Here is a 20150-nt window from a genome sequence, read left to right as displayed (position 1 = left end):
AGGCTGATGTCAAATGGCTTTTACCCGGCGTACCGCGGCCTTTGTGGGGGCAGGCGCAGGGTAACGATTTGCACGGTCAAGGAGAAGGATCCATGGGCAGTCCCTTTCGTTTCAGCGGTTTGCCATCCTGGGCGGTGCTCGGGTTGTTGTCCGGGTTGAGCCTGTGTCTTGGTTTCGGTTTTGTCGTCGGGCTGTTCCATTACGGGGCTGCCCGTCCCTCGCTGGTTGCCGACCGTTTACCCGTGGTGCCCGAGGGCAGCTGGATAGCGCCATTCTCCGCACCGACGCTATGGACCACCGGTGAGGTCATCACCCCACGGGAGCAGCCGCGCTGGGTGTTCTGACCGGCAAGGGCAATTCTGAACAAATCTGACAGATTCGCCGAGCACCGCCGTTTTACCCATAGAGTAGCTTCAGCACTAAAAGGGGCACTTTGGAGCAAGTCCGACCCACGGACGGGTGGCGGTTCGGATCCACACGGACCGCCGCCAAGGGAAGCCAGGATGCCTTCCCTTGGCCATTTTTCCGTCAGGCCCCGGTGTGCATTCATACAAAGCAACACAGTGTGGCCAGGCTGACTGGGGCACTGTGGCATGATGGGCCCGGATGGTTGTGTGCCGTCGTTCCTTTACTTCGATCCTGCTCCCTCCAGAGCCTGAGCGGCCAAGCCCATGAGCGAACGCTTTCTTTCGCACCCGTATTTTCCTGCTCTCCCGTCCCGTCCGAGCCTGCTGCTCGGCATTGTCTTCTGCCTGTTCGGCCACGCTGCCCTGGCGGCCACACCGGCCCTGCGCGCGCCTTACCTTGATCGCGAACAACAGTGCCGTCCGCAGCCTTTTCCGGCGGTGGTGCTGCACCTGGCGGGCGAGGCCTGGAAGCTGGATGCCAAGGGCAAGCCGCTGGCGCTGGAAGAAGGGATGAGCCTGGAGGAACACGAAGGGGTGAGAACCTCGGGCGATGCCTTTGTCAGCCTGGTGCTGGGCGACGGTTCGCGGATCGTCCTGCCGTCCAACTCGCAGGTGCGTTTGCAGCTGGACGACACGCAGTCGATCCCGCAGATACAGCTCGAACAAGGTCAGGTCGAGTCCTATGTGATCAAGCGCATCAGCGAACATGATCGCTTCCAGATTCGCACCTCGGTCGGCGTGCTCGGGGTGCGCGGTACGCACTTTCGCACCCGTAGCGAAGAGGGTCAGTCGCTGGTTGAAGTGCTCGACGGCCAGGTCGCGGTGAGTCGCGCCGAAGCGTCGCCGGCACCCGGCAACAAGGCGCGGGACAAACTGCCCGTTGCGGCTGAGCCCGCGGTCAGGGTCAACGCCCGACAGGGCCTGAAGATCCAGGACCAGGGCGAGCTCAAGCCGGTCGACCTGCTGGCGGCTCCACGCCTGCTCGGGCAGGACGGCCAGCGTGGCGACAAGCCGATCTGGCAACTTTTTCTCCAGCCCCTCGACGGCGCCCGGCGCTATCGCGCGCAGGTCGCCACCGACGCGGCGTTTCTCAATATCAAGCAGGAACGTTTTTCCAGCACCCCGGATATCCGTTTCAGTGGTTTGCAGGCGGCGTTCTACCATGTGCGGCTGTCGGCATTCGACGAGCAGGGACTTGAGGGCCAGACTGGGGTCTACGATATCTACTACTGGCCCAGGACGGTTCATGAGCAATAGCTGCGGTATCCGGCGTCCATGAGGTTGTGGCGACGGCACGAGGGACGCGAGCCGACGCAGGCACAACGGCTGTTTCGTGGTTTGTTGCGCGAATGGCTGCTGGTGGGCCTGTTGTTGCTGCCGCTGACCGCCGTGCTCTCCTTGAGCCAGAACCTGGCGTTCAGCCATTTTCTCTATGACCGGTTGAGCCGCCTGAGCCCCTTGCCGGTCGATCCACGGATCCTCCTGGTGACCATCGATGACCGCAGTCTTGAGGCCCTGGGGCGCTGGCCCTGGCCGCGCAGCGTGCATGCCGAGCTGCTCGAGCGCTTGAGCGCCGTGCAGCCCCGGGGTGTGCTGTTCGATGTGATTTTCAGCGAGTCGGAGGCTGCGGGCAGCGGCGACGAGCGCCTGGCCCAGGCCCTGTGCCGCGCCGGCAATGTGGTCTTGCCGCTGTTGCGCGAAGGCGTGCCGCGCTTTGCCACGGCGCTGGGCGAAGTCGGGCCGATCGAACCGCTGCGACGTTGCGCCAGGGCGGTCGGCCATATCAATGTCGAAGCGGATAACGACGGCGTGGTGCGCGGGGTATTCCTGCGCGAAGGTCCGGTCCACCAGCCCCGTGAGCAGTTGGCCTGGCTGGCCTATCAGATGGCGCTGCCGGAGGCTGAGCGGCAACCGATGCCCGGTGCCGGAAGTGTTTCCGAGCTCCACGGATGGCAACGGCAGAACGCCATCTTGGTGCCCTTTATCGCGGCGGCTGGCGGCTTCCCCAGCGTGCCCTATATCAGCGTGCTGCGCGGTGAAGTGCCAGCGACGCTGTTGCGTGATCGGCTGATCCTGGTGGGCGCGACCGCACCGGGCCTGGGGGATCGCTATGTCACGCCGGTGTCCGAGCAGGCCGGCACCACCGCCGGGGTGGAGATCCAGGCGAACCTGCTCAATGGCCTGTTGCAGCAGCGCAGCATTGTCGAGCTGGCGCCACTGCCGGGCATGCTGTTGTCGGTGTTGGCGGTGGCCCTCCTGCTGGGCGGGCTGTTGTTGCGTGCGCGTTATGCGTTGTGGCTGACGCTCGGCAGCATGGCGGCGGTGCTGCTGGCGGCCTGGGGGTTGTTGCGGTTCGGCCTGTGGTGGTCGCCGGCCGCCAGCCTGAGCGGTTTTTTGCTGGCTTACCTGATCTGGAACTGGCGGCGCCTGAGTGCGGTACTGGCTTACTTCGGCTGGGAATTGGCCCGTCTGAACGACGAGCCCAGGGTGCTGCCCGAACGGCGCCGGGTCGTGGTACCCAAGGGTGATGTGTTGCAAGGTCGCATCGAGGCGTTGGAACAGGCCCTCGGGCGCACCCGCGATACCCGGCGGTTTATGGCCGACGGCCTGGAATGCCTGCCCGTGGCAACGTTGATCACCGACACCCAGGGCCAGGTGCTGCTCGCCAACCGCAGCGCGCGTGACCTGCTGGGACCCATGCTGGTGGGCGAAGATTGGCTCGATTGCCTGGCGGACCTTGGTTTTCCCGGTGTTGGCGGGCCAGTGCGGCCAGCATTGGCCGAACTGCCGAGCCAGGAATTTCGCGACAGTCGCCAGCGCACCCTGCACCTGGACCTGGCACCGCTGCGGTCAACGGAAGATGAAGTCACCGTCGGCTGGCTGTTCAGCCTGGCGGACCTGAGTCTTGCACGTGAGGCCGAGCAGCAACGGGCGACCTTGTTGCGCTTTCTGTCCCATGACCTGCGGGCGCCGCACTCGGCGATCCTGGCACTGCTGGAAGTGCAGCGCGCGCAGCACGACGATGCGCCGCTCTATCGCCAGATCGAACAGCAAGTGCGCCGGGCCCTGGGTCTGACCGAGGCCTTCGTGCAGTTGGCGAAGGCCGAGTCGGAGGCTTACACCTTCGCGCCGGTGCTGTTCGCCATGCTGGTGCTGGATGCCTTCGACCAGGTGGCCCCTTTGGCCCAGCTCAAGGGCATCGAGCTGCGCCATCGGCTCGACGAGGTCGATGAAAGCCTGGTGCGGGCCGATGCCTCGCTGCTGACCCGGGCGCTGTTCAACCTGCTGGAAAACGCCATCAAGTACAGCCCTTCCGACACCATCGTAAGCCTCGATGTAACGGTAGCGGAGCATGAACTGACCTGCAGCATTGGCGATCAGGGGCGAGGCATCAGCGCATCGGCATTGCCGCAGCTTTTTGAGCCGTACAAACGCTTTGCCGGCCCTGACAACACCGAAGGCCTGGGCCTGGGCCTGTCGATGGTCAAGGCGGTGATCGACCGGCATGACGGGCGTATTCACTGTGTCAGCGTCGAGGGCCAGGGCACGACGTTCACGCTGTGCCTGCCACTCTGGCAGGACTGAATACGTGGCGCCCCAGGTCTTTTTGGCTGGCACCGGTCGAATCGATCTTGGCTTTTGTTTTTTGGTCTACCCTTCGAGAACGACAGACGGGCGGCGTGTTCGACTGCTGTCGCTAGGCTCCCCTGTGTGTCTGCATCAGGCAGGAGCATTGGACTCCGGCTGTCACTGGGGAAATGGACGATATGCCGCGTAATGCTCAACTCTGCCTCGAGGGCAGATTGCACACGTTGCTGGGAGTGGCGTTGTGCAGCCAGTTGCTCTGGCCCCTCAATGCCTTCGCCGATGCCGCCTACGACCAGCTTATCCGACAGGCCCGTGACGGCAGCTACACCCCGGCACTGGTGCTCTTGCGCCAACTGCCCGCCCCGCAACAATCCGCCGGCCAGATCAGCGATCACTTGCAGATCGCCAGTTGGGCCGGGTTGGACGCCGAAGTGGTCAGTGTCTATGAAACCCAGGGTGCCCAGCGGGTCTTGCCGACCCAGGCCCTGACCGCCGTCGCCCGCGCCTATCGCAACCTGAAACGCTGGGATGAAGCCGAGCGCCTGTACCGCCAGGCGATGGAGCGCGAACCGCAGAATGCCGACCTGCAACTGGGCCTGGCAATTACCGAGGCCGATGGCGGTGACCCGCAGGATGCGGTGCGCCGGGCGCGGGAACAGGTCGACAAACAACCCAACGACCCGGCCCGCCGCATGGCCCTGGGGTATGCGCTGACCCGCTCGGGCGCTAACAGTGATGCTTTGTTCGAGTACGACCAGGCTTTTATCCGGGCTTCGGATAAACCCGAAGTGATGCGTGAATACCTGTTCGCCCTGGAGCGCGCGCGCCTGCCGGAGCCGGCCCTGCGCCTGGCCCAGCGGCATCCCGGGCTGATCGACGCGGCCGCGACCCGGCGCCTCGAAGGCGAGCTGGCGGCCGAGCGGGTCCGCCTGGCCGAGCTGCCGACCCGAACCGAACAGGAACGTTTTGTCGTCGCCGATCGTGCCCTGGCCGACTACGACCGCTTGCTCGCGGCCTGGTCCGCGGACCCGCAGGCCCATGATGATGTGGTGCACTGGCGCATCGATCGCCTGGGTGCGCTCAAGGCCCGCTCGCGCAATGCCGAGGTGCTGAGCGAGGCGCAAAAACTGATCGATGAAGGGGTGACGATCCCACCCTATGCCCAGCGCTGGATTGCCTCGGCTTACCTCGCGGTGCGCGAACCGGAGAAGGCCGTGGCGTTGTATCGGCAGATTCTCGCGGCACCCAGCGCGGACCCCATCGACCAGGCGGGCGATACCTCGGCGCTGGTCTATGCCCTGGTTGAAAGCGACCAGCCGGAAGAAGCCCGCGCGTTGGCGGATGCCCTGGCGCTCACCGTACCGCCGCGATTGCAGCTCAAGGGCGTGCCGGGCGGTGTTCCCAACGATGCCTGGCTGGACGCCCAGCAGTTGGCGGCGCAGATGGGGCAGCACAACGGCGATCTACCCGCCAGCGAGCAAGGTCTGGAGGCGCTGGTGGCACAGGCGCCAGGCGAGGTCGGCTTGCGGGTGGCCCAGGCCGATATGTACCTGGCCCGTGAGTGGCCACGGCGTGCCGAGGCCTTGAACAAGGAAACCGAAAGTGAGGCGCCGCGCGACCTGGGGTTGGAAGTGGCGCAGGCCAACACCGCCCTGGCGTTGCAGGAGTGGCGCCAGCTCGATGTGCTCACCGACGACGTTGCCGCACGGTTTGCCGAGAGCCTGCAGGTCCAGCGCCTGGAGCGTCTGCGCGAAGTCCATGACATGGCCGAGTTGCGGGTCGAGGCCTATACCGGCAAGAGTTTTGGTGGCGGCGCCGCCGGTGCCGGTGCGGTGACCGGCAGTCGCGACTACGGCATTGAAAGCACGCTCTACAGCCCGCCGATCAATGAGGACTGGCGGCTGTTCGCCGGGGCCGGTTACGCCTTTGGCCGTTTTACCGAAGGAGATGCCCGACGGCGCTGGCAGCGGCTTGGTATCGAAGATCGGACCCGTGACATGACCCTGCAGGCCGAGGTCTCCAACCAGTCCTACGGCTATGGCGACAAACTCGGCGCGCGCCTGGCGGCGGCCTTCGATATCAACGATCACTGGCAATACGGCGGCAGCCTCGAACGGCTGTCGGCGGCGACGCCGTTGCGCGCCTTGAACAGCGACATCAGCGCCAATTCGGCGAGTGCATTCCTGCGTTGGCGCGCCGACGAAAGCCGCGAGTGGAAGCTGGCGGTCACGCCCTCGCATTTCAGCGACGGCAACAATCGTACCGAGGCCCTGCTTACCGGACGCGAAGGTATCTACAGCACGGCCCATGTGCAGGTGGACCTGGGCCTGGAGGTCGGCACCAGCCACAACAGCAAGAGCGAAGACGTGCCGTACTTCAATCCCAAGTCCGACTTCAGCGTGCTGCCGACGGTGAACGTCAATCATGTGCTTTATAGCCGCTACGAAACCCAGTGGAGCCAGCAATTCCAAGTCGGTGCCGGGACCTACAGCCAGCGCGATTATTCGACAGGTGCCGTTGCGCTGCTGGGGTATGGCCAGCGGGTGAGCTGGAACGATGTGCTGGAGGCCGGAGCCAACCTGAGCTGGATCAGTCGGCCCTATGACGGTGACCGCGAACGCGACGTGCGGCTGACCGTCGATCTGACCTACCGTTTCTAGAAGGGGATGATGATGCCTTGGATCACGCGTTGCATCCTGTTGCTGGGAGCCTTGCTGATCGGTGCCTGTGCCCAGAAGCCGGTCGAATTTGTCGCGCCCGCGCAGCGTAGCGTGCCGATCAATGAAGCGCCCTGGCCGAAAAATCATTTTCTCAGCCTGACCTACCATGACATTGAGGACCGCGACCCGGACCAGGCGGTGGTTGCCGTGCGCACCGAACGCTTGCTCGAGCAGCTGGCGTGGCTCAGGGAGAATGGCTATCGGCCGGTGACCGTGGACCAGATCCTGGCGGCGCGCAAGGGTGGGCCCGAGTTACCGCCAAGGGCGATTCTGCTGACCTTCGATGACGGTTACGCGAGTTTCTACACCCGCGTGATGCCGCTGCTCAGGAGCTATCAATGGCCGGCCTTGCTGGCCCCGGTCGGCGTCTGGATGGATACCCCGGCGGATAAACCGGTGGATTTTGCCGGTGACATGCGCCCGCGCTCCATGTTTCTGAACTGGGCGCAGATCAAGGAAGTAGCGTCCTCGGGACTGGTGGAAATCGTCGCGCACACCAACGCCAACCATCACGGCATGCTCGCCAATCCCCAGGGCAACCTGCAACCGGCGGCGGCGACCCGGCGCTACGATTCGGCGACCGGTCGTTATGAAAGCGAGGCCGATTTCGAGGCTCGCACGCGCGCGGATGTGCTGGCCATCTCGGCGAAGATTCGTGCGGCCACCGGTTATTCGCCGCGGGTCTGGATCTGGCCTTACGGCACCGCCGATGGCACTGCATTGAAAGTCATCAAGGAGCAGGGCTACCAGATCGCGCTGACCCTGGACGACGGTATCGACAGCCTCGACCAACTGATGAACAGCCCGCGCCTGCTGGTGGCGGCGGACCCGGATGGGGCGCACTACGCCAGTGCTGTTGTCGCGGTGCAGAACCGTTTGCCAATGCGCGTGGTGCATGTCGACCTGGATAATGTCTACGACCCGAACCCGGCCCAGCAGGAAGCCAACCTCGGCATGCTGGTCCAGCACGTGGCGGATATGGGCGCCAATACCGTGTTCCTGCAAGCGTTCGCCGATCCGGCGGGGGACGGCCTGGCGCGTTCGCTGTACTTCCCCAACCGCCATCTGCCGATGCGCGCCGACCTGTTCAATCGCGTTGCCTGGCAACTGCACACCCGGGCCCACGTCAAGGTCTTCGCCTGGATGCCGGTGCTGAGTTTTGCCCTGGATGAAAAACTGCCCCGGGTGACGCGTTGGGACCCGGCCAGCGGGCAGGCCTCGGTGGACCCGAAACAATACAAGCGCCTGTCGCCGTTCGACCCGAACGTACGGCGGATCATTGGTGAGATCTACGAAGACGTGGCCCGGCTGACCTCGGTCGACGGCATTCTCTACCACGACGATGCCGTGCTGTCCGACTTCGAGGATGCCAGCCCGCAGGCACTACGGACCTACGCCGCCAATGGCCTGCCGGGCACCCTCGGTGCCCTGCGCGGTGATCCGGCGACACTGCAACGCTGGACGCGGTTCAAGAGCCGCTACCTGATCGATTTCACCGCCGAACTCACCGCGAGGGTCCGCGCCATTCGCGGCCCGCAGGTACAGACAGCGCGCAACCTGTTCACAGAGCCGGTGATCGATCCTCAGAGTGAAACCTGGTTCGCCCAGAACCTCGACGACTTCCTCGCCAGCTACGACTGGACCGTGCCCATGGCCATGCCGCTGATGGAAGGGCAGAGCGAGAAACAGGCGGGCGACTGGCTGGAGGGCCTGGTCGGCAAGGTCAAGCAACGCCCGGGAGCGCTTGACCGCACGGTGTTCGAGTTGCAGGCCCGGGACTGGCGGCAGAAGCCGGCGACGGACCTCGACGGTGAACTGCTGGCTGACTGGATGGGACGACTCAAGCGCCAGGGCGCCAGCAGTTTTGGTTATTACCCGGACAACTTCCTGGATGGCCGCCCGGCTGTGCAGGCCGTGCGCCCGGCACTTTCCAACAAGTGGAATCCCTAGATCATGATGGATCGAATCCTGGCTCTGGTCGTCCTGGCGCTCGTCCTGGGGTTTCCCCTCGGCGTGATTTTTCTGGTCACCGGGCAATTCCTGATGGACTTCGTATTTTTCTACCCGTTGTTCATGTCGGGTTTGTGGATGGCCGGCGGTTTGTACTTCTGGCTGCACTGGGAACGCCACTGGCCCTGGGAAGCCGATACCTTGCCCCCGGCGCTGGCGGGTGAGCCGCTGATCTCGATCCTGATCCCTTGCTTCAACGAAGGGGACAACGTTGCCGAGACCATCGAGGCCGCGCTGGCCCAGCATTACCCGAACATCGAAGTGATCGCCATCAATGATGGTTCCAGCGACAACACCGGCCCGTTGCTCGACAGCCTGGCACTGCTCGACCCACGTTTGCGGGTGATTCATCTGGCGCAGAACCAGGGCAAGGCGGTGGCCCTGCGCATGGGCGCCGTGGCGGCCCGCAGCGAGTACCTGGTGTGCATCGACGGCGACGCCTTGCTGGCACCGCACACGGCGGCCTACCTGGTGGCGCCGCTGTTGCAGAACGTGCGCCTCGGCGCCGTCACCGGCAATCCGCGGATCCGCACCCGCTCGACCCTGGTCGGACGGGTCCAGGTCGGTGAATTTTCCTCGATCATCGGTTTGATCAAGCGCACGCAGCGGGTCTTCGGGCGGATTTTCACCATCTCCGGGGTGATCTGCGCCTTTCGCCGTACGGCGCTGGACCGGGTGGGCTACTGGAGCCCGGACATGATCACCGAAGACATCGATATCAGCTGGAAGCTGCAACTGGATCACTGGAGCATTTTCTACGAGCCGCGGGCGCTGTGCTGGATCCTCATGCCGGAGACCCTGCGTGGGCTGTGGAAACAGCGGTTGCGCTGGGCCCGGGGCGGCGCGGAGGTCCTGTTCAAGAACATCCGGGGCATCTGGCAGTGGAACCATCGTTACCTGTGGCCGCTGTTGTTCGAGTACTGTCTGTCGACCGGCTGGGCCTTCACCCTGCTGTTGTCGATTGTCTTCTACTGCATGGGGCTGTTTATCGAAATGCCGGCCTCGATTGCCGTGCACCGCATCGTGCCGCCGGCCTTTACCGGGTTGCTGCTGGCAATGGTCTGCCTGGGGCAGTTCGCGGTCAGCGTGCTGATCGACCGCCGCTACGAAAAAGACCTGTGGAAAATCATGTTCTGGGTGGTCTGGTATCCACTGGTGTTCTGGTTCATCAGCTTCTTCACCACCCTGGTCAGCTTTCCCCAGGTGCTGTTCCGCCAGAGCGGCAAGCGGGCGCGCTGGGTCAGTCCGGACCGGGGGATCAAGCCCGTCGATGACGACAAGCAGAAGGTGCGGTCATGAAAATCATCAGAACCCGCCAGCGGCCGTTCATGGTGCTGGTGGATGTGGTCCTGACCGTGCTGGCCTGGGTCGGGCTGTGGTACCTGTTGATCCAGGGGTTGATACCATTGTTCGACGGGCATACGGGGCCGCGGATCGATATCTCGTTCTTCGACGCCGTCAATACCCTGGAGGTTTATCTGTGGGTCGGCCTCTTGAATGCGGCGGTATTGATTGCCTGGGCGCGTTATCAGCAGCGCAAGAGCCGTGGTTTCAGTCGGCGCCGTTTGCCCGCGCCGGTGGTCGGGGATGAGGGCTTGAGCCGCAGTTTCAAGCTCAGCGAGGACAACTTCGCGCGGATGCGCCAGTCGGCGACGATGATCGTGCATCACGATGAGCATGGTGGGGTGCTTGAAGTGATTACGCCGCTGTATCGCGTTGAGCCGCAGGAACAGCCGCTGGCCGCGCCTGCGATCATCCAGCTGCCATCGGAGGATGACGGCAGTCGCCCGTCGCTGTAGCGCCGGTTCGCGGTGAGGCCCGAACCTTAACTATCTAGTGCACGGGGACGTCGTTTCGCGCTCTACGCTTTTCCCTTTTTCCATGGAACAAGGGAAATCCTATGAAAACCTCCGTAGCGGACCCTCCCGGGGAGGCCGTCGAGCCGGTAGCGGTTTTACCCGATCCCCGTGGCGCCACCCTGGAGCGCCTCGCTGAAAAACTCGGCGAACGTATCGCGACCGCGCAACGCCCCAGCCTGTTGCTCAATCGGCTCCAGGCGGCGCTGGTGCGTGGGCACGATAGCCAGCACCAGCTCTGGAAGCTCTTCGCGCAAGCGCCGCGGATCGGTGCGTTGCTCAAGCAGATCCTGACCGAGGCCTTCGGACACGATCCGCACCAACTGGTGTTCGCCCCGCCGTTGCATTCCGGCGACGGCCAAACGGCGCGGACCCTGGCGCAGGTGGCCATGTCGCTGTTGCGCAATCCGTTCCTGTCCCTGGTACCGGGTCATGCCGTGCGCCTGAGTCTGGCTGACGAACCGGAGAGGCTTTTGGCACTGGACCCGGAGCAGGTGCTGGCACGTCTGAAGCGCTTGGGGTTGTCTTCCCGTTTCGACACGGCCCTGCGCGGCTATTGGCATGAGCCGGCGTGCGATAGCCCTCTGTCACGACGCGAGCGCCTGATCGAGCTGCACAAGCTGCAGTTTCACGACAAGGCCCTGTTGGCCTATGGCACTGATGCCTTGTCCGCTGCCGGATTCAACATGCTGATGGGCCTGCTGGACGCACCGACCCCGCAAGCGCGGGCGCTTGCCGGCGGTCGCTGGGGGCGACTCAGGGTGTCGGAGCTGGTCTGGCCGGGAAAGGGGGCGGCAACGGTGGTCTTGAGCGGCGCTTTGCACCTGCGGGGTTCCGGTAGCGCCGAGCGGGGGAGGCAGCTGATTTTCGTGCCTGGGGTGTTGGAGGAGTTTTTCGAGTTTGCCAGCCACGCCGAGATGCAACACCGGCTCGCGGAGCTGTTCAACGAGCCGGGGAATTATCGGCCCTGGCAGTTGCTTGCGCTGCAAGAGCGCCATCAGTTGTTCCCCCAACCGGATGGCCCAGCCCTGGCTTACCGTTTCCAGGAGGGGGCCGAGCTTGGCGGCGATGCCCTGGCCCACAGCGCCCTGAGCCGGCTGGATACCCAGTTGGCCAACGAGTGGGCCGCCGCGTTGTTGCTCAACAGGGCGTATATGCTGCCCGATGGGGTGGTCGATGTCGGACGCCTGACGCCGCTGCAGGCGGTGGACGCCATGCAGGAGTCGCGCACGGCGCTGACCGGCTTGCCGCCCCTTAGGACGATGCTTGCACAAAGGCTTCGACATGATGAGCGTCGTCGGAGGCTGGAAATCAGCTTCGGCAGCCTGGACGCTGATCTTCCCGTGCGCCTGCGCCAGGGCAAGGTTCGGCAGCAGGAGCTTGGTCTCCTCAAGCTGCTCGATGAACAGGACCCCGGACGCGACACGCTGGCCTATAGCGAGTTGTTGACACGCCACGCCCTTTGGCGACAACAGCTGGTTTATGTCCAGGGCCTGCTTCAGGGCAGGGACCGATACGGCCAGTCCGAATTCTGGAACACCCGGGATCGGGCGGGGGACGATCTTCCAGACAAGTTGCTCAAGGGGCGCTGGCAGGGACTGTTGCACGAGGCGAAGATGCAGCATCAGCTCGGGATGATTGATCAGGAGGAACTGGCGCGGGTGCTTGATGTGCTGCCACAGGCGTTGGCGGACGTGCGTATGGGCAATGAGACAGAAGTCGTCGCGATCAGCCTGGGGCCGCTTGACTCAGGGTGGTCGCTGACGGGCGCTTGCGTCATCAGTACCCGAGCGGCGCTGGCCGATCCGCGCTCGAGCGTATCGGCACTGCTGTTTGTGCCGGGGCGGCTGGGCGGACTGCAACGCTTCCTGACCCTAGACGGCCTTTCGCAACAGTTGGACGTCAGCTTGCGTAGTCCGGAGTGCGAAAGTCTCTGGCCGTTGATTGCCCGGGACCGGCGTGGCGAGGCACGTCGCTGGGTGCGAGGGAGGCCCGGCGGTGAGCGGATTCCCATCCACTATCAAGCGATTGAAAGGGACGCCCTGCAACAGGGACTCCAGCAACAGATCCAGGATCACCTGCGGGTCTGCCGGTTGATCGAGGACGGCTTGCGGCCGTTCTCGGAAATCGGCGACGCCCGCAGTTCCCTGCAACTGCTGGCCCATGAGCTGGAGGAGAATCTGGGCGTGCCGGACCACGATGCCCGCGAGCGCGCGTTGGACAATATTGCGCTGCTGCGGCTCGGTGCGAAGCAGGCGCAAGGCCTTCCCGACTGGCTGCCCACGGCGACCCGCGCGATCCGCCGGCAGTACGCGCGACTGTTGGCCCGCTATCAGAGAAATATGCATGCCCTGGAGCTCAAGCTGAAACGCCAGCTACCGGACCTGGACGACTTTGCCCGGGAGAGCATCATCGAGCAGCTCAAGCGCGATGGTTTTTACCCGGAACTGGATATCGACAAGCCGCTGTTCGATCTTCCCGACAGCGTCGAGCGGGTGTGGGCCGGGCATCCTGAACGCACGGTGGGCGAGGCGGGTCCGAAGACGGTGGTCAGCGAGGGGCGCACGACCTACAGCTTCTTGCGCCTGGCCCTGGAAAACCTCGATCCGCAAGCGCCCGGAACCAAACGTCGGTTGCAGCATGGACGAATACTGGACCGGGCCTGGCAACAGCGACTGACGCCGGATTATCTGATGACGACGATTTCGGCACTCGATCTTGGCGGCCACTACGACACCCTGATCCAGCGGGCTTTTTACGGCGTCGATGATCCCAGGCTCGAACCGCTACGGGCGTTCGATCAGGTGCTGTTGTATCGGCTGGTCAGGCAGCGGGCCCGAATGGAATTGTTCAGCGCTCGGCAACAGGGGCTCAGCAACTGGGCCGCCGAGGTTTTCGAGAGGGCCCTGAATCTGGAGTCTGCCGCCGACCTGCGCACCGAGCAGCTTGAACTCGAATTGCACTTTGTCACCTTCGCCGGCCGGGGTTTTGCCTGGGCCCGGCATGTGGGCAATGCCGTGGCCATCCACGACAAGGTTTCTGCACGAACGCTCATCTATTTGCCGGGCGCTCCCCATGAGCAGGTGCTGACCGAGCACGCCGACCTGGCGACGGCGCAACGGGCACTGGTCAATATCGAGCGGGCGCCGCAGCGGGTGGCGGATATTGTGCAAAGGCTGGCGGCCGGTTGGGAGGCGGAAGTCATCGAGGGTTATCCCGCCGAGCAAGACCCGGAGGCGCTGCGCTCAAGGCTCCTGGCGCCTGCGCGCGATGATCGGCGGCCAATCGGCTTGACGCCTTTGGGGATCGGTCCGATGGCCACGGTCAAACCCACTTCGTTGTTCAAGGCCGTCAAGAGCTGGTGGACGAGCGAGCCGGAGCAACCCGTGCCGGATTCCGCGGCGTTGGAAAAGGAGGTGAGGCGCGAGATCGCGGAAAATCCCGGACGCTGGTTGCGGTTCAGGAAAACCCAACGCTGGGACCTGTCGCTGGTGCTGGCGCATGCCTTTGTCCTGCGGGCGCAGCAACGGGCCCGGACAGTCTCGAACTCGGCTCGACAATTATCCCAGCTGCGCGAGTTGCATGAACGCGAACAGCGCTCGGCCTACTGGCTCAGGGTGTTGTCGGTGGTGCCCGTCGTCAGTATTGGGGTCAATGTCCGGGAGACGGCCGTGGCGTTGCGTCGATTTCACCGCAGCGGTGATCCGCGCGATGCCCTCGAGCTTTTCAAGGCGGCACATATGACGTTGGTCGACGCCGTGCTGACCTTCTACCCGTTGAGCAAGGGCGCCGGCGTGGCTTCCCGGCCGTTACGGGTCGGTCATGGGGGCTGGTCGCGTGCGGCCTTACGGACCCTTGATCGTCGGCAGAGCCTGTCTCACAAAGGCGCGATAGCCCTGAAAACGAAGGTTGCCCCAAAACCCAAACCCTTGCTCCCCGGCTATGACGCGAAGATGACCCCCGACGATGCGGTGGCCCTGCACGGTCCGGCCAATGCCGGCAGCTACGCGAAAAACGGCGTGCAGTTCATCACCGATGGCAGCACCAGCTACGAGGTCTACCGGCCGAAGGGCGAGAGTGTCTTGCGCTTGAAGAAAACCGCCGTACAGGACAATGAGCTGATTCTGTATATCCGCGAGCCGGGCGAACACCTGTTGCGCGCCGATGCGCCCGAGCCGCAGCCGGGTCCCAGTCGCGCGATGTGGCAACCCTGGACGCGGCCTGCGTTGCCGGAGTCCGCCGGTGCGCCCGTGCTGCAACTGGAATGGATGACCCGTCGGCCGGCCTTGTTGCCCGTGGATTGGAAGACCCGGGGATTGGTCCTGGAACGCGACCAGGTCGTGGAGTTGTCGGCGAGCCGGGGGCTGTATGCACGGCGGGGGGCTGAACACGTTCGACTGCTGAAGATCGATGATCGTTATTTCGAACTGCTTCCCGATGGTTCCGGGGTTCACCCCGATATCGTTTTTCTGAAACGTCCCGTTCCGTTGTCTGCCCATGCCGAGGCCGACTTCAACCTTTGGTGGACGCGCCTGGACGAACAGCCGGTACCGGCTACTTTTGATCCGCGCAGCCAGAGCTGGACAGTGCGTTCCGCCTTGTTTGACGAGCCTCTGGAGCAGTCCCTGGCGCAACCCCTGGCGGGCATGACACCGGTGAGCCTGCGCAAGACGGCCCGCCGGCTGATCGAGCGAACCGATATGGAGTATTCGTCGGCCACGGCGACCCGGATGGTCGCGCTCAAGCGCACGCAGGAAGCCTGGAGCTCGCGGGGCGTGCGCATGGATGTGCTGTTGCGCGAACTCGATGCCCGGCCCCTGGGGCAGACTTACCTGCGCATCGGTGGTGCGGCCGATACAGCGGGCTTTTCCCGGTTGGACTTCGATCCGCCCCAGGCCGTTAATCCCCGGCTTTTCGACGCCAGGGGGGCGGCCCGTATTGCCGAGTTGGCCTCGAACAGCGAGAACGCCGTGATCGACATCTTGCATCGTCATGGCTTTGTCGTGACCGAGGTCCCGAAATCCCAGTCCTTCAATACGGTCAACCTGTTCTGTACTCACCCGAACTCGGAGCATCTCTACTACATCATGCTCAAATGGACCGACAAGCGTTCGATACCCATGACCCGCTACCAAGGGGGTCCACGACAGTTGACGGATGGCTGGTTCAACCGACATTTCGATTTGAGGCCGCTGGGTCAGCGCGCGCTGCTCAAGCCGGTCAAGGAGGCCATGGAGCAGGGGCGCCTGGTGAAGCTGATCGCGGGGCTGCAGCGCTCGGGGGATACCGGGCAGGTCACGGTGTACTTTACTCGGGTGGTCTAGGGGGGGCAGAGGGCTGCGGCCATGGTTGTTGCCCTATGACGAATGACCCTGATCTTGACCTTGGGGATGGCGTAGGCGTAGGCTCTGACTCAAGAAAGTACTGATGCGCTGGCTGAGTTACAAGTTATCCAGGCGAGTGTTTTCTTGGTTGCACTCAGGCCGCTTATAGCGGCCTTTATTTTGCCTGTCGTTTAGGTCTGATTCTGTCCTCCTTCGGCACGATGGAGTAAAGCTCCGCTATGGGCTTTGGGGCTGTAAGCTCAAAAACCGTCTTTTGCGGCCGATGAGTTACGGCAGGTTGTTACAACCAGTTATAATCTTCACCCTGGGCGGCTTGCATACCTTGAATTTTGCCCCCTATAGTTCAGCATGTTGCTGCACAAACCAGTGACTGGATTTGGCGATCCGAAACAAGTTAGGCACAGTTGTATCATGTCTTTTCGTGGGTGCTATTGGCCCTGGCGATTGCAGTTCATGGTGACTGTGTGCGGGAGACCTTCAGGTCTGTCGGTTTATTTAATTTGCCGGATCGTCAATTCAGGAGTTATGTAATATGGCGCAATATATTTCGCTGCAAACCAATCTTTCCAACCGCCCTGTCCTGTTGATCGACAGTCACGTCCCCGTAGCTCAGTTGTTGGAATGCGCGCAGCAGCGCATCAAGGCAGGTACCGATCTACTGGAAAGCATCACGTCCGTGAGCATCACCTGTCTTGAAGATAACGACTTGTACCGATTCACCAGTGCTGCGTATCTGCTGCTCCGGGAGGGGGCGGATTTGCTGGAAGTGGTCAGGCGGAGGGTTGACGAATAGCCGGCGTTCACTACCCATTACAAACTTGAGCGCAAGCCCTGGCATTTTGTGCGGGGTTTTTCGTTGACGCCCTTTGTGAGAGCGGAATAGATCAGGGACGTAGATGGATACCATTGTCATCAGATATTACCAGCAAGCTAAGTCCGGGCTCTCTGGTACAGTTTGTCTGACCCCATTAGGTAAAGAGACACTCGAGTCAATCTCTGAGGTTTTGCTCCCAAGTTCTGCTGCCCACAAGGTGTTCTGTATCAAGAAATTCACTGGTGTGGACAACTACCGTTGGCACGTTGAGGGTGTGTGTTTGGTGTCACTTCCAACTGCGTCACCCGTGGTTTACGCAGTGACCCTGAGCAAAATATTTCAAGGGCCCCCAGAGGAGTATCTGCAGAAGACAATGACAAAAAGAGGGTCATCCCTTAGCAAGATCATTCAGAGCGGCACCGTGGTCGAAGTTGACTACTGGTTCATCCAGGCTATCGGTCGGGAAGATGGGTTGCTGAAAACGAATAAACGCTATTCGGATACCTTGCAGAAGGGAGAAATGCACAAGCGGCGTTTGGCTGTGGTCGTTCGTGTTAACCGGAACGTTGTTCAAGTGGCACCGGTTACTTCTGATCCCCAGAGTCCCAACGACAAGACCACTTTCCAGCTTTCTCGTGAGACCCTGGATCAGCTCACCGTATGGGGTTCCAGTGGAAAACAAAGCTGGGTGATTTCGAGCATGATTGAATCCGTATCAGCCAGCAGGATTTTGCCTCCCATCACAGACTATGAGGTGCGAGGAGTGAAACGCAAAGGTCGCAACCTCAACTACGTGCTTCGCCTCACTCCTGATGAAAAGGAACTGCTGAAAGGGTGTCTGACCCACACCATTGGTGTGACCGATTACCAGCAGACCAAAGATAGGCTGGCGGCGGCTCAGCAGCAGATAACCACACTCGCGCCGACGCATGCTGCCCTGGAGGCAGCCAACGCGAAAATTGCGCAGTTGGAGCTTGAAAGGACTGAGCTTGTCTTGGTGAATGAGGTTGCAAATGACTGGGATAAGCGGATGGGGGGAGGTTGCTTGCAGACGGCAGTGGATGAGCTGCGTGAATTGTACTCCGAGATTGAAGGCGAGCCTGCTGGCGGCTAGGCCAATAGCTCCGTTCCGCTTACGTGGGTTACTTATTCAGGCTTGACACGCAAGTGCCCCCCTCGATAGCATTGATCCCATTGGCGGGGATCACTGGAGCAGTACCGGAACCTCGCGACGGCCTATGGGCATATACTGCAAAAGAAAACGTAAACAACAAACCGCCTATAGGGCGGTTTTTTGTTGGGCAAAAAATGTGGTTTTTTATAAATGGCACCTGCCGTTACCACTGAATGAGTGGTCTGTCCCGGCCGACCCAGACCCGAAAACAAAAATGCCCCGAATCAACGATCCGGGGCATTTTATTTGCAGATGGTGCACCAGGCGGGATTCGAACCCACGACCCCTGCCTTCGGAGGGCAGTACTCTATCCAGCTGAGCTACTGGTGCTTATGCGGGCGACATCATACCCATGTCGGCTCGGGGCGTCCATTCAGGTTTTGTCGGGAAATTCTCTTCTTCGGTTTTCCGTGCTCATGGCCCCGGCCCGCCTCGGTTCGAGCCGTCCGCCTGGTAATCGCCGCCTTCGCGATTTCCAGGGACATCGCGAAGGCCCTGACTTCACGTTGATCAGAAAAACCCGGCAAAAGCGCCATTTTCGTTCTTTTTTTCGAACAGACTATTGTCCTTTACCCCCATTGATCCTAGGATTCGTTTGAGATTTCAAACGCTCTTGTCTGGGTGCTGAACCGCACGGCAATCTCATGTGCGCTATTTATGTGCTTCGGCCCGGTGAATGAATTTCCTGACGGCAGCCTCCAAGGCGCCTTTCTACAATCAATAATTCGCTGCGCATCAGCGCGGTGCTGTTAAGGAAAGCCTACATGCAGCTCAAAGACACCCAGTTGTTCCGCCAGCAAGCCTATATCGATGGGGCTTGGGTCGATGCGGACAATGGTCAGACGATCAAGGTCAACAACCCGGCCACGGGCGAAATCCTGGGGACCGTGCCGAAGATGGGCGCCGCCGAAACCCGTCGCGCCATCGAAGCCGCTGACAAGGCCCTGCCGGCCTGGCGTGCCCTGACCGCCAAAGAGCGTGCGAACAAACTGCGTCGCTGGTACGAGCTGATCATCGAGAACCAGGACGACCTGGCCCGCCTGATGACCCTCGAACAAGGCAAGCCATTGGCCGAAGCCAAGGGCGAAATCGTCTACGCCGCTTCCTTCATCGAATGGTTCGCCGAAGAAGCCAAGCGTATCTACGGTGATGTGATTCCCGGCCACCAGCCGGACAAGCGCCTGATCGTGATCAAGCAGCCGATCGGTGTCACCGCCGCCATCACCCCGTGGAACTTCCCGGCCGCGATGATCACCCGTAAAGCCGGCCCGGCCCTGGCCGCCGGTTGCACCATGGTGCTCAAGCCCGCTTCGCAAACCCCGTTCTCGGCCTTCGCCCTGGCCGAACTGGCCCAGCGTGCCGGTATCCCGAAAGGCGTGTTCAGCGTGGTGTCCGGCAGTGCCGGCGATATCGGCAGCGAGCTGACCAGCAACCCGATCGTGCGCAAACTGTCCTTCACCGGCTCGACCGAGATCGGTCGCCAACTGATGGCCGAATGCGCCAAGGACATCAAGAAGGTTTCCCTGGAACTGGGCGGCAACGCGCCATTTATCGTGTTCGACGACGCGGACCTGGATAAGGCCGTCGAAGGCGCGATCATTTCCAAGTACCGCAACAACGGCCAGACCTGCGTCTGCGCCAACCGCTTGTACATCCAGGATTCGGTCTACGACGCGTTCGCCGAGAAGCTGAAAGTGGCGGTCGCCAAACTCAAGATCGGCAACGGTCTGGACGAAGGCACCACCACCGGCCCGCTGATCGACGAGAAGGCGGTGGCCAAGGTCCAGGAACACATCGCCGACGCCCTGAGCAAAGGCGCGACCCTGCTGGCCGGCGGCAAGTCCATCGAAGGCAACTTCTTTGAGCCGACCATCCTGGTCAACGTCTCCAAGGACGCCGCCGTGGCCAAGGAAGAAACCTTCGGTCCATTGGCGCCGCTGTTCCGCTTCAAGGACGAAGCCGAAGTGATCGCGATGTCCAACGACACCGAGTTCGGCCTGGCTTCCTACTTCTACGCCCGTGACCTGGGCCGTGTGTTCCGTGTGGCCGAGGCCCTGGAATACGGCATGGTCGGTGTCAACACCGGGCTGATCTCCAACGAAGTCGCGCCGTTCGGCGGTATCAAGGCGTCGGGCCTGGGCCGTGAAGGCTCCAAGTACGGCATCGAAGACTACCTGGAAATCAAATATCTCTGCCTGGGCATCTAACCCGGTCAGGTGGTTCAGCGAGAGGGGCA

The 20150-nt window shown here is 62.4% G+C and carries 11 protein-coding genes and 1 tRNA gene; 11 read left to right on the top strand and 1 reads right to left on the bottom strand.

What is annotated here, in order from left to right; all coding sequences use genetic code 11:
- The first annotated feature begins 92 nt into the window (after positions 1-92).
- The 10 genes from M5B42_RS08075 to M5B42_RS08030 all read left to right on the top strand — a co-directional run bounded on the left by M5B42_RS08075 (position 93) and on the right by M5B42_RS08030 (position 17854).
- Positions 93-344, top strand: a complete 252-nt coding sequence (locus tag M5B42_RS08075; RefSeq protein ID WP_248745488.1) for a hypothetical protein — start codon at positions 93-95, stop codon at positions 342-344.
- Between the two features lie 327 nt (positions 345-671).
- Positions 672-1664: a FecR domain-containing protein gene (locus M5B42_RS08070; RefSeq protein ID WP_248745487.1), complete on the top strand. Its 993-nt coding sequence runs from the start codon at positions 672-674 to the stop codon at positions 1662-1664.
- An 18-nt stretch (positions 1665-1682) separates the two neighbouring features.
- The gene (locus M5B42_RS08065) at positions 1683-3992 is read left to right on the top strand and encodes a CHASE2 domain-containing protein (protein WP_248745486.1); all 2310 of its coding nucleotides are present in this window, start codon (positions 1683-1685) and stop codon (positions 3990-3992) included.
- 182 nt (positions 3993-4174) lie between these two features.
- Positions 4175-6655, top strand: coding sequence for a poly-beta-1,6 N-acetyl-D-glucosamine export porin PgaA (gene pgaA / locus M5B42_RS08060; RefSeq protein ID WP_248745485.1), 2481 nt, complete (start codon positions 4175-4177; stop codon positions 6653-6655).
- 12 nt (positions 6656-6667) lie between these two features.
- Positions 6668-8665, top strand: coding sequence for a poly-beta-1,6-N-acetyl-D-glucosamine N-deacetylase PgaB (gene pgaB / locus M5B42_RS08055; RefSeq protein WP_152741807.1), 1998 nt, complete (start codon positions 6668-6670; stop codon positions 8663-8665).
- Positions 8666-8668: 3 nt separating this feature from the next.
- Complete coding sequence (pgaC, locus tag M5B42_RS08050) at positions 8669-10024, top strand: poly-beta-1,6-N-acetyl-D-glucosamine synthase (protein ID WP_248745484.1); 1356 nt, start codon at positions 8669-8671, stop codon at positions 10022-10024.
- Positions 10021-10524, top strand: a complete 504-nt coding sequence (gene pgaD / locus M5B42_RS08045; RefSeq protein ID WP_248745483.1) for a poly-beta-1,6-N-acetyl-D-glucosamine biosynthesis protein PgaD — start codon at positions 10021-10023, stop codon at positions 10522-10524. Before pgaC ends, pgaD begins: the two co-directional genes overlap by 4 nt.
- Positions 10525-10625: 101 nt before the next feature.
- A complete protein-coding gene (locus M5B42_RS08040; protein WP_248745482.1) occupies positions 10626-15905 on the top strand; it encodes a DUF6543 domain-containing protein in 5280 nt (1759 codons plus the stop codon).
- Between the two features lie 553 nt (positions 15906-16458).
- The gene (locus M5B42_RS08035; RefSeq protein WP_248745481.1) at positions 16459-16719 is read left to right on the top strand and encodes a hypothetical protein; all 261 of its coding nucleotides are present in this window, start codon (positions 16459-16461) and stop codon (positions 16717-16719) included.
- A gap of 103 nt (positions 16720-16822) precedes the next feature.
- A complete protein-coding gene (locus tag M5B42_RS08030) occupies positions 16823-17854 on the top strand; it encodes a type II toxin-antitoxin system PemK/MazF family toxin (protein WP_248745480.1) in 1032 nt (343 codons plus the stop codon).
- A gap of 313 nt (positions 17855-18167) precedes the next feature.
- Here the strand turns inward: M5B42_RS08030 and M5B42_RS08025 are convergent.
- Positions 18168-18244 (bottom strand) — tRNA-Arg (locus M5B42_RS08025).
- A 434-nt stretch (positions 18245-18678) separates the two neighbouring features.
- On the opposite strand from M5B42_RS08025, the gene gabD reads away from it, so the two are divergent.
- Complete coding sequence (gene gabD, locus M5B42_RS08020; RefSeq protein ID WP_100942648.1) at positions 18679-20121, top strand: NADP-dependent succinate-semialdehyde dehydrogenase; 1443 nt, start codon at positions 18679-18681, stop codon at positions 20119-20121.
- Positions 20122-20150: the final 29 nt, after the last annotated feature.

Source organism: Pseudomonas sp. MWU12-2037, assembly GCF_023242345.1.
Taxonomy (GTDB): Bacteria; Pseudomonadota; Gammaproteobacteria; order Pseudomonadales; family Pseudomonadaceae; genus Aquipseudomonas; species Aquipseudomonas gingeri_D.
The sequence above is the reverse complement of the archived record's forward strand: the minus strand, read 5'-3'. Positions and strand labels throughout refer to the sequence as shown.